This window comes from Citrobacter sp. Cpo040 (assembly GCF_030332915.1).
GTDB lineage: Bacteria > Pseudomonadota > Gammaproteobacteria > Enterobacterales > Enterobacteriaceae > Citrobacter > Citrobacter portucalensis.
In genome coordinates, this window is sequence record NZ_JAOWGX010000037.1 from 564989 (window position 1) to 578970 (window position 13982).

Consider the following 13982-nt stretch of genomic DNA (forward strand, 5'->3'; position numbering starts at 1 on the left):
GGCGACGTATTGTCGCCCCTTTATCCATAAGCTTCTCATATGATCGATTTCCCGATGCGCTGAGGCATACTTTTTTGTATGCAAACACCCTCATGCTGATAGGGGAAACGCTCTGGACACGGTTGCGCACGAGACACTCACACGGGGCTGGCAGGCCGAACTGGATCTGCATTTTACCTGCACCGGGCACAAAACGGTGCTCGCCTCGGCGCGTCATCATGGTCCATTGACGGTTCAACGCCCGTTTTACCCGGAAGAGGACGTTTGCCATCTCTATTTGCTTCATCCACCGGCGGGGATCGTCGGCGGGGATGAGCTCCATATCGCCGTAACGCTCGACGAAAACAGCCACACGTTAATCACCCAGCCTGGCGCGGGAAAGTTTTACCGCAGCCGTGGACCGCAGGCATTGCTGCGCCAGCATTTTACCCTCGCACCCCACGCGACGCTGGAGTGGCTGCCGCAGGATACGATCCTCTTTCCCGGCGCCAACGCCGCTATTCAGACCGTCTTTCATCTGACATCCGCAAGCCGCCTGCTGGCCTGGGATCTGCTGTGTCTTGGCCGACCGGTTATGCAGGAGACCTTCAGTTACGGCACGCTGCAAAACCGCCTGGAGGTATGGCGAGATGGGCAGCCACTGCTGATAGAACGCTTGCAGTTGCAGGAGGGGAATCTGAGCGGCGTCGCACATCATCCCTGGGTCGGCACGTTGCTGTGTTATCCGGCCAGCGAACATATGCTCGAGGGCACGCGGGAGCGGCTTACGGCGCTGGGGGATTATGCCGGGGCAACGCTTAACGACTCGCTGCTGACAATTCGTTTTCTTGCTAGCGACAACCTGGTTGTCCAGCGCGTTATGCGCGACATCTGGCAATTTCTGCGCCCGCTGCTGACACACAAAGCGCCCGTACTCCCGCGAATCTGGCAAACCTAAGAGAACCCTAATGGAACTGACTCCCAGAGAAAAAGACAAGCTGTTGCTATTTACCGCCGCGCTGGTGGCGGAACGTCGCCTGGCCCGCGGGCTGAAGCTGAACTACCCGGAATCGGTGGCGCTGATTAGCGCTTTCATCATGGAAGGGGCGCGCGACGGGCAAACCGTGGCCGCGCTGATGGAAGACGGGCGTCACGTCCTGCGCCGCGATCAGGTGATGGAAGGCGTACCGGAGATGATCCCGGATATTCAGGTTGAAGCCACATTTCCGGACGGATCGAAGCTGGTCACCGTCCACAATCCGATCGTCTAAGGAGCAGCAATGATCCCAGGTGAATATCAGATCGCAAAAGGCAATATTGCGCTTAATCAAGGGCGGGAGATCTGCACGATCGTGGTGGAAAATCATGGCGACAGACCCATCCAAGTGGGATCGCACTATCACTTTTACGAAGTGAACCCGGCGCTGCGCTTTGACAGGCTGGCTGCACGCGGTTTTCGTCTGAACATTGCTGCGGGCACAGCGGTGCGTTTTGAGCCGGGACAAAAACGCGAAGTCGAACTGGTGCGCGTTGCTGGTGCACAAAGGATCGTGGGTTTTCGCAGCGAAGTGATGGGCGCACTGGAGGCAGATAATGAGTGACATTTCCCGGCAGGCGTACGCCGACATGTTTGGCCCAACCACCGGCGATAAAGTGCGCCTGGCGGATACCGACCTGTGGATCGAGGTGGAACAAGACTTCACCACCTACGGCGAAGAGGTCAAATTCGGCGGCGGAAAAGTGATCCGCGACGGCATGGGCCAGGGACAAATGCGCGCCGATGCATGCGTGGATCTGGTGATAACCAACGCGCTGATCGTCGATCACTGGGGGATCGTGAAAGCGGATATCGGCATCAAAAACGGCAGGATCTTCGCCATCGGCAAAGCAGGTAATCCCGATATTCAACCCAACGTCACGATCCCAATAGGCGTGGGAACTGAAGTCATCGCTGGAGAAGGTAAGATCGTCACCGCGGGCGGCGTGGATACGCATATTCACTGGATTTGCCCACAGCAGGCGCAGGAGGCGCTGGTTTCTGGCGTGACGACGATGATCGGCGGCGGCACCGGTCCGGCAGCAGGCACTCACGCCACCACCTGCACGCCGGGCCCGTGGTATATCGCGCGCATGCTGCAGGCGGCAGACACGTTACCGGTTAACATCGGTTTGCTGGGCAAAGGCAATGGCTCAAACCCAGACGCCTTGCGCGAGCAAATCAGCGCGGGCGCAATTGGCCTGAAAATCCATGAAGACTGGGGCGCCACGCCTGCCGCTATCGACTGCGCGCTAACCGTGGCCGACGAAATGGACATCCAGGTCGCGCTGCACAGCGACACGCTCAACGAGTCCGGTTTCGTTGAAGATACGCTGGCGGCGATTGGCGATCGCACCATTCATACTTTTCACACTGAAGGCGCGGGCGGCGGCCATGCGCCGGATATCATCACCGCCTGCGCGCATCCGAATATTCTGCCCTCTTCCACGAATCCGACGCTGCCCTATACCGTCAACACCATCGACGAGCATCTCGACATGCTGATGGTTTGCCACCACCTCGATCCGGATATCGCCGAAGACGTGGCCTTTGCTGAATCCCGCATTCGCCGGGAAACAATCGCTGCCGAAGATGTGCTGCATGACATTGGCGCGTTTTCCCTGACCTCGTCCGATTCACAGGCGATGGGGCGCGTTGGCGAAGTGATCCTGCGTACCTGGCAGGTGGCGCACCGCATGAAGGTTCAGCGTGGCCCGTTGGCAGAAGAAACCGGTGACAACGACAACCTGCGCGTTAAACGCTACGTCGCCAAATACACCATCAACCCGGCATTAACCCACGGTATCGCCCATGAAGTCGGCTCCGTTGAGCCTGGCAAACTGGCCGATCTGGTGCTGTGGTCGCCCGCCTTTTTTGGCGTAAAACCGGCGACGATCGTCAAGGGCGGGATGATCGCCTGCGCGCCAATGGGCGATATCAACGCCTCGATCCCCACCCCGCAGCCGGTGCATTACCGCATGATGTTCGGCGCGCTTGGCGCGGCGCGGCACCACACCCGGCTGACCTTTATTTCGCAGGCCGCTGACGCGCAAAACATCCCGCAGCAGCTCAATCTGCAAAGCGCTATCGCCGTCGTCAAAGGCTGTCGGACAGTGAAAAAGGTCGACATGATCCACAACGGCCTGCAACCCAATATCACCGTCGATGCTCAGACTTACGAGGTGCGTATTGATGGCGAACTTATCACCAGCGAACCGGCAGATGTTTTGCCGATGGCGCAACGCTATTTTCTGTTTTGAGGAGTGACGATGATCTATCTGACCCAACGCCTTGACCACGCTCACCGCGTTACTGCAAGCGTCACGCTGCCCATTGATGTCCGGGTAAAAAGTCGCGCCAGGGTAGCACTGAACGACGGTCGCGAAGCCGGGCTAATGCTACCGCGTGGTTTGCTGCTGCGCGGTGGCGATCTGCTAAGTACCGACGATGGCAGCGAAGTGATCGAAGTGATCGCCGCACCGGAGTCGGTTTCCGTGGTGCGCTGCGCCGATCCTTTCCTGCTCGCCAAAGCCTGTTATCACCTCGGTAATCGCCACGTTCCGCTGCAAATCCTGCCGGATGAACTGCGTTACCATCACGATCATGTACTGGACGACATGCTGCGCCAGTTCAACCTTGAGGTGACATTCGCCCAGTTGCCGTTTGAGCCGGAAGCGGGTGCCTATGCGAGCGAGTCACACGGGCATCACCATGGTCATGCGCACTGATGCATAGCACCCAACAGCTGCGCCTGATGCAGCTCGCCAGCAGCAGTCTCCCGGTAGGATCGTTTACCTGGTCTCAGGGGCTGGAGTGGGCGGTAGAAATCGGCTGGGTGAAAAGCGTCGATGACTTCTCTGACTGGCAAATCCAGCAGATGGAGCAAAACTTTTTTACCGTTGACCTACCGCTGCTGGCGAGACTGTATCGCGCCTGCGAGCTGGACGATCTCGACGCAGCACGCCGCTGGAGCGCTTACCTGCTGGCCTGTCGCGAAACCCGCGAACTGCGGGATGAAGAACGCAGTCGGGGTGCGGCGTTTACGCGGCTGGTCACCGACTGGGAGTCGGATTGCTCGCGAGAATGGCGCACCCTCTTTGTCGACAGCCAACTCTGCGGCATGGCCTGGCTGGGCGTGCGCTGGAAAATTCCGCTGACGGAGCTGGCGTTAAGCCTCGGCTACAGCTGGATTGAGAGCGCTGTCATGGCTGGCGTCAAGCTGGTTCCTTTTGGACAACAGGCGGCCCAGCGTTTGATTATTGCGCTCTGCGATCGCTATGCGCAGGGTTTGGCACAGGCGCTGACGTGTCCTGACACCAGCCTCGGCTCCGCAACGCCGTTGGCCGCTATCGCGTCTGCCCGGCATGAAACTCAATATTCCCGATTATTCCGCTCCTGAGGAGAAAAAATGAGTAACTACAAGCATCCCCTGCGTGTGGGCGTTGGCGGCCCGGTTGGCTCGGGCAAAACGGCGCTGCTGGAAGCGTTATGCAAAGCCATGCGCAGCAGCTATCAATTGGCGGTGGTGACCAACGATATCTACACCAAAGAAGATCAGCGCATTCTCACCGAGGCGGGCGCACTGGAGCCAGAGAGGATCGTCGGCGTGGAAACCGGTGGCTGCCCGCATACCGCCATCCGCGAAGATGCGTCGATGAATCTGGCCGCCGTAGAAGCGCTGAGCGAGAAATTCGGCAATCTGGATCTGATTTTTGTGGAAAGCGGCGGCGATAACCTGAGCGCCACCTTTAGCCCGGAACTCGCGGATCTGACGATCTATGTGATCGATGTTGCTGAAGGCGAGAAGATCCCGCGTAAAGGTGGTCCGGGGATCACCAAATCCGATTTTCTGGTGATCAATAAAACCGATCTGGCCCCTTACGTCGGCGCATCGCTGGAGGTGATGGAGCGCGATACCTTGCGCATGCGCGGCGAGCGTCCATGGACGTTTAGTAATTTAAAATCTGGAGAAGGCCTGGAAAAAATTATCGCGTTTCTGGAAGAGAAAGGAATGTTGCGGATGTAGTGAGAGCTATCGCCGGGCGGCGGATTCGCCTGACCCGGCCTACGGTTTTGTAAGCCCGGTAAACGCAGCGCCACCGGGCAAAAAAACTTATGCTGCCGGTAATTCCGCCAGCGGCCAGCGTGGACGCACGGTCACGCCAAGATCCGCCGTTGCACCCGCTTTAAAGCGCACCATGCCCGCGTAGGCGATCATCGCCCCGTTATCGGTACAAAATTCCGGACGCGCGTAAAACACTTCGCCACGACGTTTTTGCATCATCTCAGCCAGCTTTGCGCGCAGCGTACGGTTCGCACTCACGCCCCCCGCCATCACCAGACGTTTAAAACCGGTTTGATCCAGCGCGCGTTTGCACTTGATCATCAGCGTATCAACTACCGCGTCTTCAAACGCACGGGCGATATCAGCGCGGGTCTGATCGTCATTTTCGTTATTACGAATGGTATTCGCAGCGAAGGTTTTCAGACCTGAGAAACTGAAATCCAGCCCCGGACGGTCAGTCATCGGACGCGGGAAGACAAAACGTTTTTCAACGCCTTGTGATGCCAGCTTTGACAGCATTGGGCCACCAGGATAATCCAGCCCCAGCAGCTTGGCGGTTTTGTCGAACGCTTCACCGGCAGCATCATCAATCGATTCGCCCAGCAATTCATACTGACCGATACCGGTGACGCTGATCAGCTGCGTGTGACCGCCGGAAACCAGCAGCGCGACGAACGGGAACGCAGGGGGATTATCTTCCAGCATTGGCGCCAGCAGATGCCCTTCCATGTGGTGCACAGGAATTGCCGGTACGCCCCAGGCGAACGCCAGCGAACGTCCTACGGTTGCGCCAACCAGCAGCGCACCAACCAGACCAGGACCTGCGGTGTACGCCACCGCATCGATCTCTTTCGCCGTGAGTCCCGCTTCTTTCAGCGCGGCCTGAATCAACGGTACGGTTTTACGTACGTGATCGCGCGAGGCCAGTTCTGGCACTACGCCGCCGTAGTCAGCGTGTAATTTCACCTGACTATACAATTGGTTGGCTAAAAGACCTTTTTCATCGTCGTAAATGGCGATGCCGGTTTCATCGCAGGATGTTTCAATACCCAGTACACGCATGACTTGTTTTACCTCGCTCTATTACCGCGCAGTGTAGGACCAATGCGGGTTGATGTAAAACTTTGTTCGCCCCAGGCGCATGCCTCGTGTATACTCCTTGTCCTTATAAAAGTCCCTTTCAAAATCGCGTGGGTGCTTTACAAAGCAGCAGCAATTGCAGTAAAATTCCGCACCATTTTGAAATAAGCTGGCGTTGATGCCAGCGGCAAACCGAATTTATTAAAGGTGAGAGTTACATGCCGGTAATTAAAGTACGTGAAAACGAGCCGTTCGACGTAGCACTGCGTCGCTTCAAGCGTTCATGCGAAAAAGCAGGTGTTCTGGCGGAAGTTCGTCGTCGTGAGTTCTATGAAAAACCGACTACCGAACGTAAGCGCGCTAAAGCTTCTGCTGTGAAACGTCACGCGAAGAAACTGGCTCGCGAAAACGCACGCCGTACTCGTCTGTACTAATCCATTGAGAGCCAAAGCTCTCAATTCAGACTGAGTTGTAGTTGTAAGGCCGTGCTTCCGGAAGGAATGCGCGGCTTATTTTCGTTTATACACGTCATCATTCAAGCTGCCTCAGTGTTGGCTGCAGTCGCTCACCCCAGTCACGTACTGCTGTACGCTCCTGAGGATTCGCTTCCTTGCCGCCTTGATGCATCCTGAATGATTTTGTGTATATGAGTCATCAAAAAACAGGGGCTTATGGCTGGACGAATTCCTCGCGTTTTTATCAATGACCTGCTGGCAAGAACCGACATCGTCGATCTCATCGACGCGCGGGTAAAGCTGAAAAAGCAGGGCAAAAATTATCACGCGTGCTGTCCGTTCCATAACGAAAAAACCCCCTCTTTCACCGTAAACGGTGAAAAACAGTTTTATCACTGCTTTGGGTGTGGCGCGCATGGCAACGCCGTCGACTTTCTTATGAACTACGACAAGCTCGAGTTTGTGGAAACCGTCGAAGAACTGGCCGCAATGCACAACCTCGAAGTGCCCTATGAAGCAGGCAGTGGCCCCAGTCAGATAGAGCGCCATCAACGGCAAAGCCTTTATCAATTGATGGACGGCCTGAACACTTTTTATCAACAGTCTTTGATGCAGCCCGCCGCTACCCCTGCGCGCCAGTACCTGGAAAAGCGAGGATTAAGTAGCGACGTTATCACCCGTTTTGCTATTGGTTTTGCGCCCCCCGGCTGGGACAACGTCCTGAAACGGTTTGGCGGCAATGCTGAGAATCGCAAATCGCTGGTCGATGCGGGGATGTTGGTCACCAACGATCAGGGACGCAGTTACGATCGCTTCCGCGAACGGGTGATGTTCCCCATTCGCGACAAACGTGGTCGGGTCATTGGTTTTGGTGGACGCGTGCTGGGCGATGCCCTGCCGAAATATCTGAACTCCCCGGAAACCGATATTTTCCATAAAGGTCGCCAGCTGTATGGCCTTTATGAAGCCCAGCAGGATAACGCCGATCCACAGCGCCTGTTAGTGGTAGAAGGCTATATGGATGTGGTGGCGCTGGCGCAATACGGCATTAACTACGCCGTTGCATCCCTAGGGACGTCAACTACTGCCGATCACATCCAACTGTTGTTCCGCGCGACGAACAACGTAATTTGCTGTTACGACGGCGACCGAGCAGGACGTGACGCAGCATGGCGCGCGCTGGAAACCGCACTGCCCTATATGACAGACGGACGCCAGCTACGCTTCATGTTTTTACCTGACGGCGAAGACCCCGATACGCTGGTGCGTAAAGAAGGGAAAGAGGCCTTTGAAGCCCGGATGGAGCAGGCGCTGCCGCTCTCCGCGTTTTTATTTAACAGCCTGCTGCCGCAGGTGGATTTGAGTACCCCGGACGGACGCGCACAGCTCAGTACGCTGGCATTACCGCTGATTACTCAGGTACCAGGCGAAACGTTGCGCATTTACCTGCGACAGGAGTTGGGAAACAAGCTCGGCATTCTGGACGACAGCCAGCTTGAACGTTTAATGCCCAAACTGGCAGAAAATGGGGCTTCCCGCCCTGTTCCACAGCTAAAACGTACGACCATGCGTATACTTATAGGGTTGCTGGTACAGAACCCGGGCCTCGCCCCGCTGGTTCCACCGTTAGGCGCACTAGATAGTAATAAGCTGCCTGGACTTGGCTTATTCAGAGAACTGGTCAACACTTGTCTGGCTCAGCCAGGTCTGACCACCGGGCAACTTTTAGAACACTATCGTGGCACAAATGATGCTGCGACCCTTGAAAAACTGTCGATGTGGGACGATATAGCAGATAAAGATATCGCGGAAAAAACCTTCACCGACTCACTCAACCATATGTTTGATTCGATGCTTGAACTGCGCCAGGAAGAGTTGATAGCTCGTGAGCGCACACACGGTTTAAGCAGCGAAGAACGCCGGGAACTCTGGACACTGAACCAGGAACTGGCCAAGAAATAAGAGAAAGACAAAACAAAGACAAAATCATTCGCGTTGTATCAAGGCAGCAAGTGAACGAACGCCTGGGAGTGTACATAAGTACATGACCAGGAAGAGAGAACGCAGCTAACGCAGAGACAACGTGAAAGATGAAGTATTTAACGGCTTAACTGCCGAATATCGATCGGGAAGCCCCCGACAGCCGCACGGAGAGGCAGCGGCAAAATATAAGTATGCCCTCGTTTTGCCGTTGGCGGTTTTACCGCCCAACACCAATCAAACGAATTAAGTGTGGATACCGTCTTATGGAGCAAAACCCGCAGTCACAGCTGAAGCTTCTTGTCCAACGTGGTAAGGAGCAAGGCTATCTGACCTATGCCGAGGTCAATGACCATCTGCCGGAAGATATCGTCGATTCAGATCAAATCGAAGACATCATCCAAATGATCAATGACATGGGTATTCAGGTGATGGAAGAAGCACCTGATGCCGATGATCTGCTGCTTGCTGAAACCTCCAACAGCACCGATGAAGACGCGGAAGAAGCGGCTGCCCAGGTTCTGTCCAGCGTTGAGTCCGAAATCGGTCGTACGACTGACCCGGTCCGCATGTACATGCGTGAAATGGGTACCGTTGAACTGTTAACCCGCGAAGGCGAAATCGACATCGCTAAACGCATCGAAGACGGGATTAACCAGGTTCAATGCTCCGTTGCCGAATACCCGGAAGCTATCACCTACCTGCTTGAGCAGTACGATCGCGTAGAAGCTGAAGAAGCACGTCTTTCCGATCTGATCACTGGCTTTGTCGATCCGAACGCGGAAGAAGACATGGCGCCAACGGCGACCCACGTCGGTTCTGAACTCTCTCAGGAAGAGATGGATGACGATGAAGATGAAGATGAAGAAGATGGCGACGACGACAGCAGCGATGATGACAACAGCATCGACCCTGAGTTAGCGCGTGAAAAATTCGGTGAACTGCGTACTCAGTACGAAATCACTCGCGACACCATCAAAGCGAAAGGCCGCAGCCATGCTGCCGCGCAGGAAGAAATTCAGAAGCTGTCCGAAGTGTTCAAACAGTTCCGCCTGGTGCCGAAGCAGTTCGACTACCTGGTAAACAGCATGCGCGTCATGATGGACCGCGTGCGTACTCAGGAACGTCTGATCATGAAGCTCTGCGTTGAGCAGTGCAAAATGCCGAAGAAAAACTTCATCACCCTGTTTACTGGCAATGAAACCAGTGAAACCTGGTTCAACGCGGCAATCGCGATGAACAAACCGTGGTCTGAAAAACTGCACGACGTGGCAGATGACGTTCACCGCGGCCTGCAGAAACTGCAGCAGATTGAAGAAGAAACCGGCCTGACCATCGAGCAGGTTAAAGATATCAACCGTCGCATGTCCATCGGTGAAGCGAAAGCACGCCGTGCGAAAAAAGAGATGGTTGAAGCGAACTTACGTCTGGTTATCTCTATCGCTAAAAAATACACCAACCGTGGCCTGCAGTTCCTGGATCTGATTCAGGAAGGTAACATCGGTCTGATGAAAGCGGTTGATAAGTTTGAATACCGTCGTGGTTACAAGTTCTCCACCTATGCAACCTGGTGGATCCGTCAGGCGATCACCCGTTCGATCGCGGATCAGGCGCGTACCATCCGTATCCCGGTACATATGATTGAGACTATCAACAAGCTCAACCGTATCTCCCGTCAGATGCTGCAAGAGATGGGCCGCGAGCCGACGCCAGAAGAACTGGCTGAGCGCATGCTGATGCCGGAAGACAAGATCCGTAAAGTGCTGAAAATTGCTAAAGAACCTATCTCCATGGAAACGCCGATCGGCGACGATGAAGATTCGCATCTGGGTGATTTCATCGAGGATACCACCCTCGAGCTGCCGCTGGACTCTGCTACCACCGAGAGCCTGCGTGCCGCAACGCACGACGTTCTGGCTGGCCTGACCGCCCGTGAAGCGAAAGTTCTGCGTATGCGTTTCGGTATCGATATGAACACCGACCACACGCTGGAAGAAGTGGGTAAACAGTTCGACGTTACCCGCGAACGTATCCGTCAGATCGAAGCGAAGGCGCTGCGTAAACTGCGCCACCCGAGCCGCTCTGAAGTACTGCGTAGCTTCCTGGACGATTAATCTCGCCGCATAAGCATAAACGCCACCGCAAGGTGGCGTTTTTCTTTATAGTCCCCGCCTGAGCAAGGCATCATTCACTTCCCGATACGCCTCCACCAATTTATCCAGCGTGATCCGGCTTAATCCGCTGGGATTCGGCAATACCCATATTTGCGTCGCGCCAATGGTCAGCGTCTGTTTTCCCCACTGCGCCCCACGCTGGCTAAGCCCCTGCTCAAATGCCTGTTTCCCAAGGATAGCGAGCGCGGCTGGCTGATACTCTTCTATTTTTTCAATAAGCAGACGACCGCCGCTACGCATCTCTTGTAGCTTCACTTCATTGGCTTGTACCGTTGGTCTGTCGACAAACTTAGTCACGCCGCAGCGAAAGTCCAGCAGGTGCTGTGCCTCTTCAGGTTTAAGCTGGCGATCGGTGAATCCCGCCTGATGGATAACCTTCCAGAAGCGATTAGCGGGGTGCGCAAAGGGGAATCCTGTACCTGCGGAAGAAAGCCCCGGATTGATGCCGCAAAACACCACCCGCAGCTCCGGTGCCAGTATGTCCTTAACCATAATTACTCCGAACAATACATCAGAGGAACCAGTATAACGGACTGAAAATACATTGTTTATAAAAACAGCATCCGTACGCTTATGTCTGGATTGCAACGCGGAGTTACTTTATAATCCACCGCCACGGCCCCTTAGCTCAGTGGTTAGAGCAGGCGACTCATAATCGCTTGGTCGCTGGTTCAAGTCCAGCAGGGGCCACCAAATTTCAAGGACTTGCGAGAAATCGCAGGTCCTTTTTTTATGGGTATTCCGTAGAAATTGGTATGTAGCAAAAAAGAGTTTGTCCTGGAAAAATCAATACTTGCTTGCATTAATATGTTGAATGAGTACACGGAAGAAAATGGCTGGCGGGGACTAAAGCTATTTACGCGATACACCTGTTCAGAAAACAGCATGTTAATGGCAACCCCATCTGGACGCCGCCATCCTGGGATGGAAACGTCCGTTAGAGTTTAATTCGATAGTCAGCTCACACTAGCTCTTTGAGCTGCTCCTGCATATAGGTTGAAAAATACTCTGGGTTCTTGATAAGGATGCGGTTACCGGAGGCGACTTTTTCTGCCCATCCGGCCACTTTTTTCGTGAACTCGGGATTCCATCCCTCTTGCTCACCCCGTGCCATCACAACTTCCGGACTCGCTGGCACACCTAAGTCATGCAAATACTTTAAGATTCCCTTAGCCGTACTTTCATCCATTGAATGTGGTACTGACGCCGAAGTGTTCATACCACCAATAAAATCCAATGCTTTCTCAATTGCTGTTGGCATGCTCTTATCCTTAAAATTAACCACGTGAGAGACACATTTATACTATGTACCCAACTCCGCCGGGATATCAAAGAGAACATCGCCTTTATTTGACTTACCCCGCAGCTAAACGCTTGCGCGGCTGTTTTCTGCGCTATTTTTTTGCTTCTCCGGCTAAAACCAGTCCGGTAGCCACCGCATTACGCGGCCCTTCGGTACCTCGAATATTGCCCTGCCCGGCGACAACGCCGTAATGCGCCAGCGCATCGGTGATCATCTGCGGGATTTCGAAATCCAGCGAAGAACCGCCTACCAGCACCACGAACGTCATATCGCGAATAGAGCCACCGGGTGACACCTGGCGTAACGCGCGCAGGCAGTTGGTCACAAAAACCTTCTCTTTAGCCTGTCGGCGCACCAGACGGATTTTTTCCAGCGAGGTCTGGTTATCGACCGGGATCAGCTCGCCCTCTTTCAGATACACCACTTTGGCAAATACTGACGGGCTGAGCGGTTCGCGGAAAAACTCCACCGCGCCGTTCTCATGGCGAATGCTGAACAGGCTCTCCACTTTTGCCAGCGGGTATTTTTTTATTTCCTCCGCCAGAAATGCATCGCTTAAGCCCAGCTCAGTTTGAATCAACAGGCTGACCATATTCCCCGCGCCGGCCAGATGTACCGCTTTCACTACGCCGTCGCTATTGATGACGGCGGCATCGGTAGATCCTGCGCCTAAGTCGAGGATCGCCAGCGGTGCGGCGCATCCGGGCGTAGTTAACGCCCCCGCCACGGCCATGTTGGCCTCCACGCCGCCCACCTCAACCAGAGTGTTTAACCGGACGCTCAGCTCACTGGCGATGGCCTGCATCTGTAAACGATCGGCTTTCACCATCGCCGCAATGCCCACGGCGTTCTCCATTGAACACTCTCCGGCGATGCCGCCCTGCACCTTGCGCGGAATAAATGTATCGACCGCCAATAGATCCTGAATATGCACCGTGTTCATGTCATGACCGGTCAGCGAGGCCATCACCTTACGCACCCGCTCCAGCATGCCGCCTGCGTGCGTACCAGCTTCCCCACGAATATCGCACACGGGCGCACAGGCGCTCATCGCCTGCATAATGGCCTGAGCGCCCTGCGCTACGTCGGCTTCACCGCCACGCTTTTCACCACGGATAAAGATCTTACCCGCCGGGATCACTCTTGATCGCACATCGCCCTGCGGGGTTTTCAGCACCACGGCGGAACGGTTGCCAATCAGCGCTCTGGCGATGGGGACGATAGTTTGCGTTTCCTCAGGGGTCAGGGCAAAGAAGGTCGCGATGCCGTAAGGATTCGACAGCACCCGCACTACCTGTCCCGGGGCCGCCACTTCCACCGCCGCCAGCACGCCTTCCGGCACCTTCTCCAGCAGAGTGACTTCATCAACCACCGGTATTGGCCGATGCAGGCGATTATTCACCAGCACGCCATCATCTTTTTTCAGGATGGCCGCCACCACGTTGACGCCGCGATCCAGCGCTTCATTGATAAACCAAACCGCCTCAAGGAAATCCATCTCCTCACCCACCAACGGTATCCAGCCCTGGGCAAATCGATCCTCGCTCAACGCCGCCAACTTCTCCACGGCGATGGTGGTTCCCATGCCCACGCCAACGCCGCCGGGCGTTTGCGGGTTATGGCCAATCATTGTTGATTCGGTAATGATGGTTTCAGTGATGGTTTCCATCGCCACATCGCCAATCACCGGCGCGGCCTCGTTGATGCAGATTTTTGCCACATCCTGCAGCGACCACGGCGTTTTATCCAGCGCCTGCTGCAGGGACGCGACTACCCCGGCGATATTTTCCCGCGTGCCTTTCATCCCGGTCGTGGCGACAATCCCGCTGCCGATAAACCGGCCATCCTGCGCCAACGCCACTTCGGTGGTGGCGTTGCCGATATCGATCCCTGCAATTAACGGCATGCT

General features: G+C 55.2%; 14 protein-coding genes and 1 tRNA gene. 11 read left to right on the forward strand and 4 right to left on the reverse strand.

What is annotated here, in order from left to right:
* Positions 1-112 precede the first annotated feature (112 nt).
* From OGX86_RS21180 to ureG, 7 genes are read left to right on the forward strand one after another with little or no spacing between them, the layout of a single operon-like run.
* Positions 113-937, forward strand: a complete 825-nt coding sequence (locus OGX86_RS21180) for an urease accessory protein UreD (protein WP_286640736.1) — start codon at positions 113-115, stop codon at positions 935-937.
* 10 nt (positions 938-947) lie between these two features.
* Positions 948-1250 carry an urease subunit gamma gene (locus OGX86_RS21185; RefSeq protein WP_003024678.1) on the forward strand — a complete coding sequence of 101 codons (303 nt, stop codon included), beginning with the start codon at positions 948-950 and terminating at the stop codon, positions 1248-1250.
* Positions 1251-1259: 9 nt separating this feature from the next.
* Entirely contained in the window at positions 1260-1580 is a 321-nt protein-coding gene (locus OGX86_RS21190; RefSeq protein WP_003828455.1) for an urease subunit beta, read from the forward strand.
* The gene (ureC, locus tag OGX86_RS21195) at positions 1573-3276 is read left to right on the forward strand and encodes an urease subunit alpha (RefSeq protein ID WP_048215519.1); all 1704 of its coding nucleotides are present in this window, start codon (positions 1573-1575) and stop codon (positions 3274-3276) included. The genes OGX86_RS21190 and ureC overlap by 8 nt, the downstream gene beginning before the upstream one ends.
* A 9-nt stretch (positions 3277-3285) precedes the next feature.
* The gene (gene ureE / locus OGX86_RS21200; protein WP_048225570.1) at positions 3286-3744 is read left to right on the forward strand and encodes an urease accessory protein UreE; all 459 of its coding nucleotides are present in this window, start codon (positions 3286-3288) and stop codon (positions 3742-3744) included.
* The gene (locus OGX86_RS21205; RefSeq protein WP_048225572.1) at positions 3744-4415 is read left to right on the forward strand and encodes an urease accessory protein UreF; all 672 of its coding nucleotides are present in this window, start codon (positions 3744-3746) and stop codon (positions 4413-4415) included. Before ureE ends, OGX86_RS21205 begins: the two co-directional genes overlap by 1 nt.
* A 9-nt stretch (positions 4416-4424) precedes the next feature.
* Positions 4425-5042 carry an urease accessory protein UreG gene (gene ureG, locus OGX86_RS21210; RefSeq protein WP_003828463.1) on the forward strand — a complete coding sequence of 206 codons (618 nt, stop codon included), beginning with the start codon at positions 4425-4427 and terminating at the stop codon, positions 5040-5042.
* 87 nt (positions 5043-5129) lie between these two features.
* Here the strand turns inward: ureG and tsaD are convergent, their stop codons facing one another.
* Positions 5130-6143 carry a tRNA (adenosine(37)-N6)-threonylcarbamoyltransferase complex transferase subunit TsaD gene (tsaD, locus tag OGX86_RS21215; RefSeq protein WP_003024694.1) on the reverse strand — a complete coding sequence of 338 codons (1014 nt, stop codon included), beginning with the start codon at positions 6141-6143 and terminating at the stop codon, positions 5130-5132.
* A 236-nt stretch (positions 6144-6379) separates the two neighbouring features.
* On the opposite strand from tsaD, the gene rpsU reads away from it, so the two are divergent.
* The 3 genes from rpsU (at position 6380) to rpoD (ending at position 10710) form a co-directional block, all read left to right on the forward strand.
* Complete coding sequence (gene rpsU / locus OGX86_RS21220; RefSeq protein ID WP_001144069.1) at positions 6380-6595, forward strand: 30S ribosomal protein S21; 216 nt, start codon at positions 6380-6382, stop codon at positions 6593-6595.
* Positions 6596-6832: 237 nt separating this feature from the next.
* Positions 6833-8578, forward strand: a complete 1746-nt coding sequence (gene dnaG / locus OGX86_RS21225; RefSeq protein ID WP_003828467.1) for a DNA primase — start codon at positions 6833-6835, stop codon at positions 8576-8578.
* Positions 8579-8862: 284 nt separating this feature from the next.
* Positions 8863-10710, forward strand: coding sequence for an RNA polymerase sigma factor RpoD (rpoD, locus tag OGX86_RS21230; RefSeq protein WP_003024699.1), 1848 nt, complete (start codon positions 8863-8865; stop codon positions 10708-10710).
* Between the two features lie 45 nt (positions 10711-10755).
* On the opposite strand, the gene mug is transcribed toward rpoD, so the two are convergent.
* Positions 10756-11262: a G/U mismatch-specific DNA glycosylase gene (mug, locus tag OGX86_RS21235; RefSeq protein WP_071446141.1), complete on the reverse strand. Its 507-nt coding sequence runs from the start codon at positions 11260-11262 to the stop codon at positions 10756-10758.
* A 125-nt stretch (positions 11263-11387) separates the two neighbouring features.
* Between mug and OGX86_RS21240 the strand changes: the two genes are divergently transcribed.
* A tRNA-Ile gene (locus OGX86_RS21240) sits at positions 11388-11463 on the forward strand.
* A gap of 268 nt (positions 11464-11731) precedes the next feature.
* Here OGX86_RS21240 and OGX86_RS21245 read toward each other — a convergent pair.
* Together OGX86_RS21245 and OGX86_RS21250 are read right to left on the reverse strand one after the other, a co-directional pair.
* Positions 11732-12055 carry a DUF1889 family protein gene (locus OGX86_RS21245; protein ID WP_001573898.1) on the reverse strand — a complete coding sequence of 108 codons (324 nt, stop codon included), beginning with the start codon at positions 12053-12055 and terminating at the stop codon, positions 11732-11734.
* A gap of 109 nt (positions 12056-12164) precedes the next feature.
* Complete coding sequence (locus tag OGX86_RS21250) at positions 12165-13979, reverse strand: diol dehydratase reactivase subunit alpha (protein ID WP_284884683.1); 1815 nt, start codon at positions 13977-13979, stop codon at positions 12165-12167.
* Positions 13980-13982 lie beyond the last annotated feature (3 nt).

Excerpts from the sequence above, each read along its gene's own strand:
- dnaG (WP_003828467.1), top strand. The coding sequence starts at position 6,833 with ATGGCTGGACGAATTCCTCGCGTTTTTATCAATGACCTGCTGGCAAGA.
- ureC (WP_048215519.1), top strand. The coding sequence starts at position 1,573 with ATGAGTGACATTTCCCGGCAGGCGTACGCCGACATGTTTGGCCCAACC.
- rpsU (WP_001144069.1), top strand. The coding sequence starts at position 6,380 with ATGCCGGTAATTAAAGTACGTGAAAACGAGCCGTTCGACGTAGCACTG.
- rpoD (WP_003024699.1), top strand. The coding sequence starts at position 8,863 with ATGGAGCAAAACCCGCAGTCACAGCTGAAGCTTCTTGTCCAACGTGGT.
- OGX86_RS21190 (WP_003828455.1), top strand. The coding sequence starts at position 1,260 with ATGATCCCAGGTGAATATCAGATCGCAAAAGGCAATATTGCGCTTAAT.
- mug (WP_071446141.1), bottom strand. The coding sequence starts at position 11,262 with ATGGTTAAGGACATACTGGCACCGGAGCTGCGGGTGGTGTTTTGCGGC.
- ureG (WP_003828463.1), top strand. The coding sequence starts at position 4,425 with ATGAGTAACTACAAGCATCCCCTGCGTGTGGGCGTTGGCGGCCCGGTT.
- tsaD (WP_003024694.1), bottom strand. The coding sequence starts at position 6,143 with ATGCGTGTACTGGGTATTGAAACATCCTGCGATGAAACCGGCATCGCC.
- ureE (WP_048225570.1), top strand. The coding sequence starts at position 3,286 with ATGATCTATCTGACCCAACGCCTTGACCACGCTCACCGCGTTACTGCA.
- OGX86_RS21205 (WP_048225572.1), top strand. The coding sequence starts at position 3,744 with ATGCATAGCACCCAACAGCTGCGCCTGATGCAGCTCGCCAGCAGCAGT.
- OGX86_RS21185 (WP_003024678.1), top strand. The coding sequence starts at position 948 with ATGGAACTGACTCCCAGAGAAAAAGACAAGCTGTTGCTATTTACCGCC.
- OGX86_RS21250 (WP_284884683.1), bottom strand. The coding sequence starts at position 13,979 with ATGCCGTTAATTGCAGGGATCGATATCGGCAACGCCACCACCGAAGTG.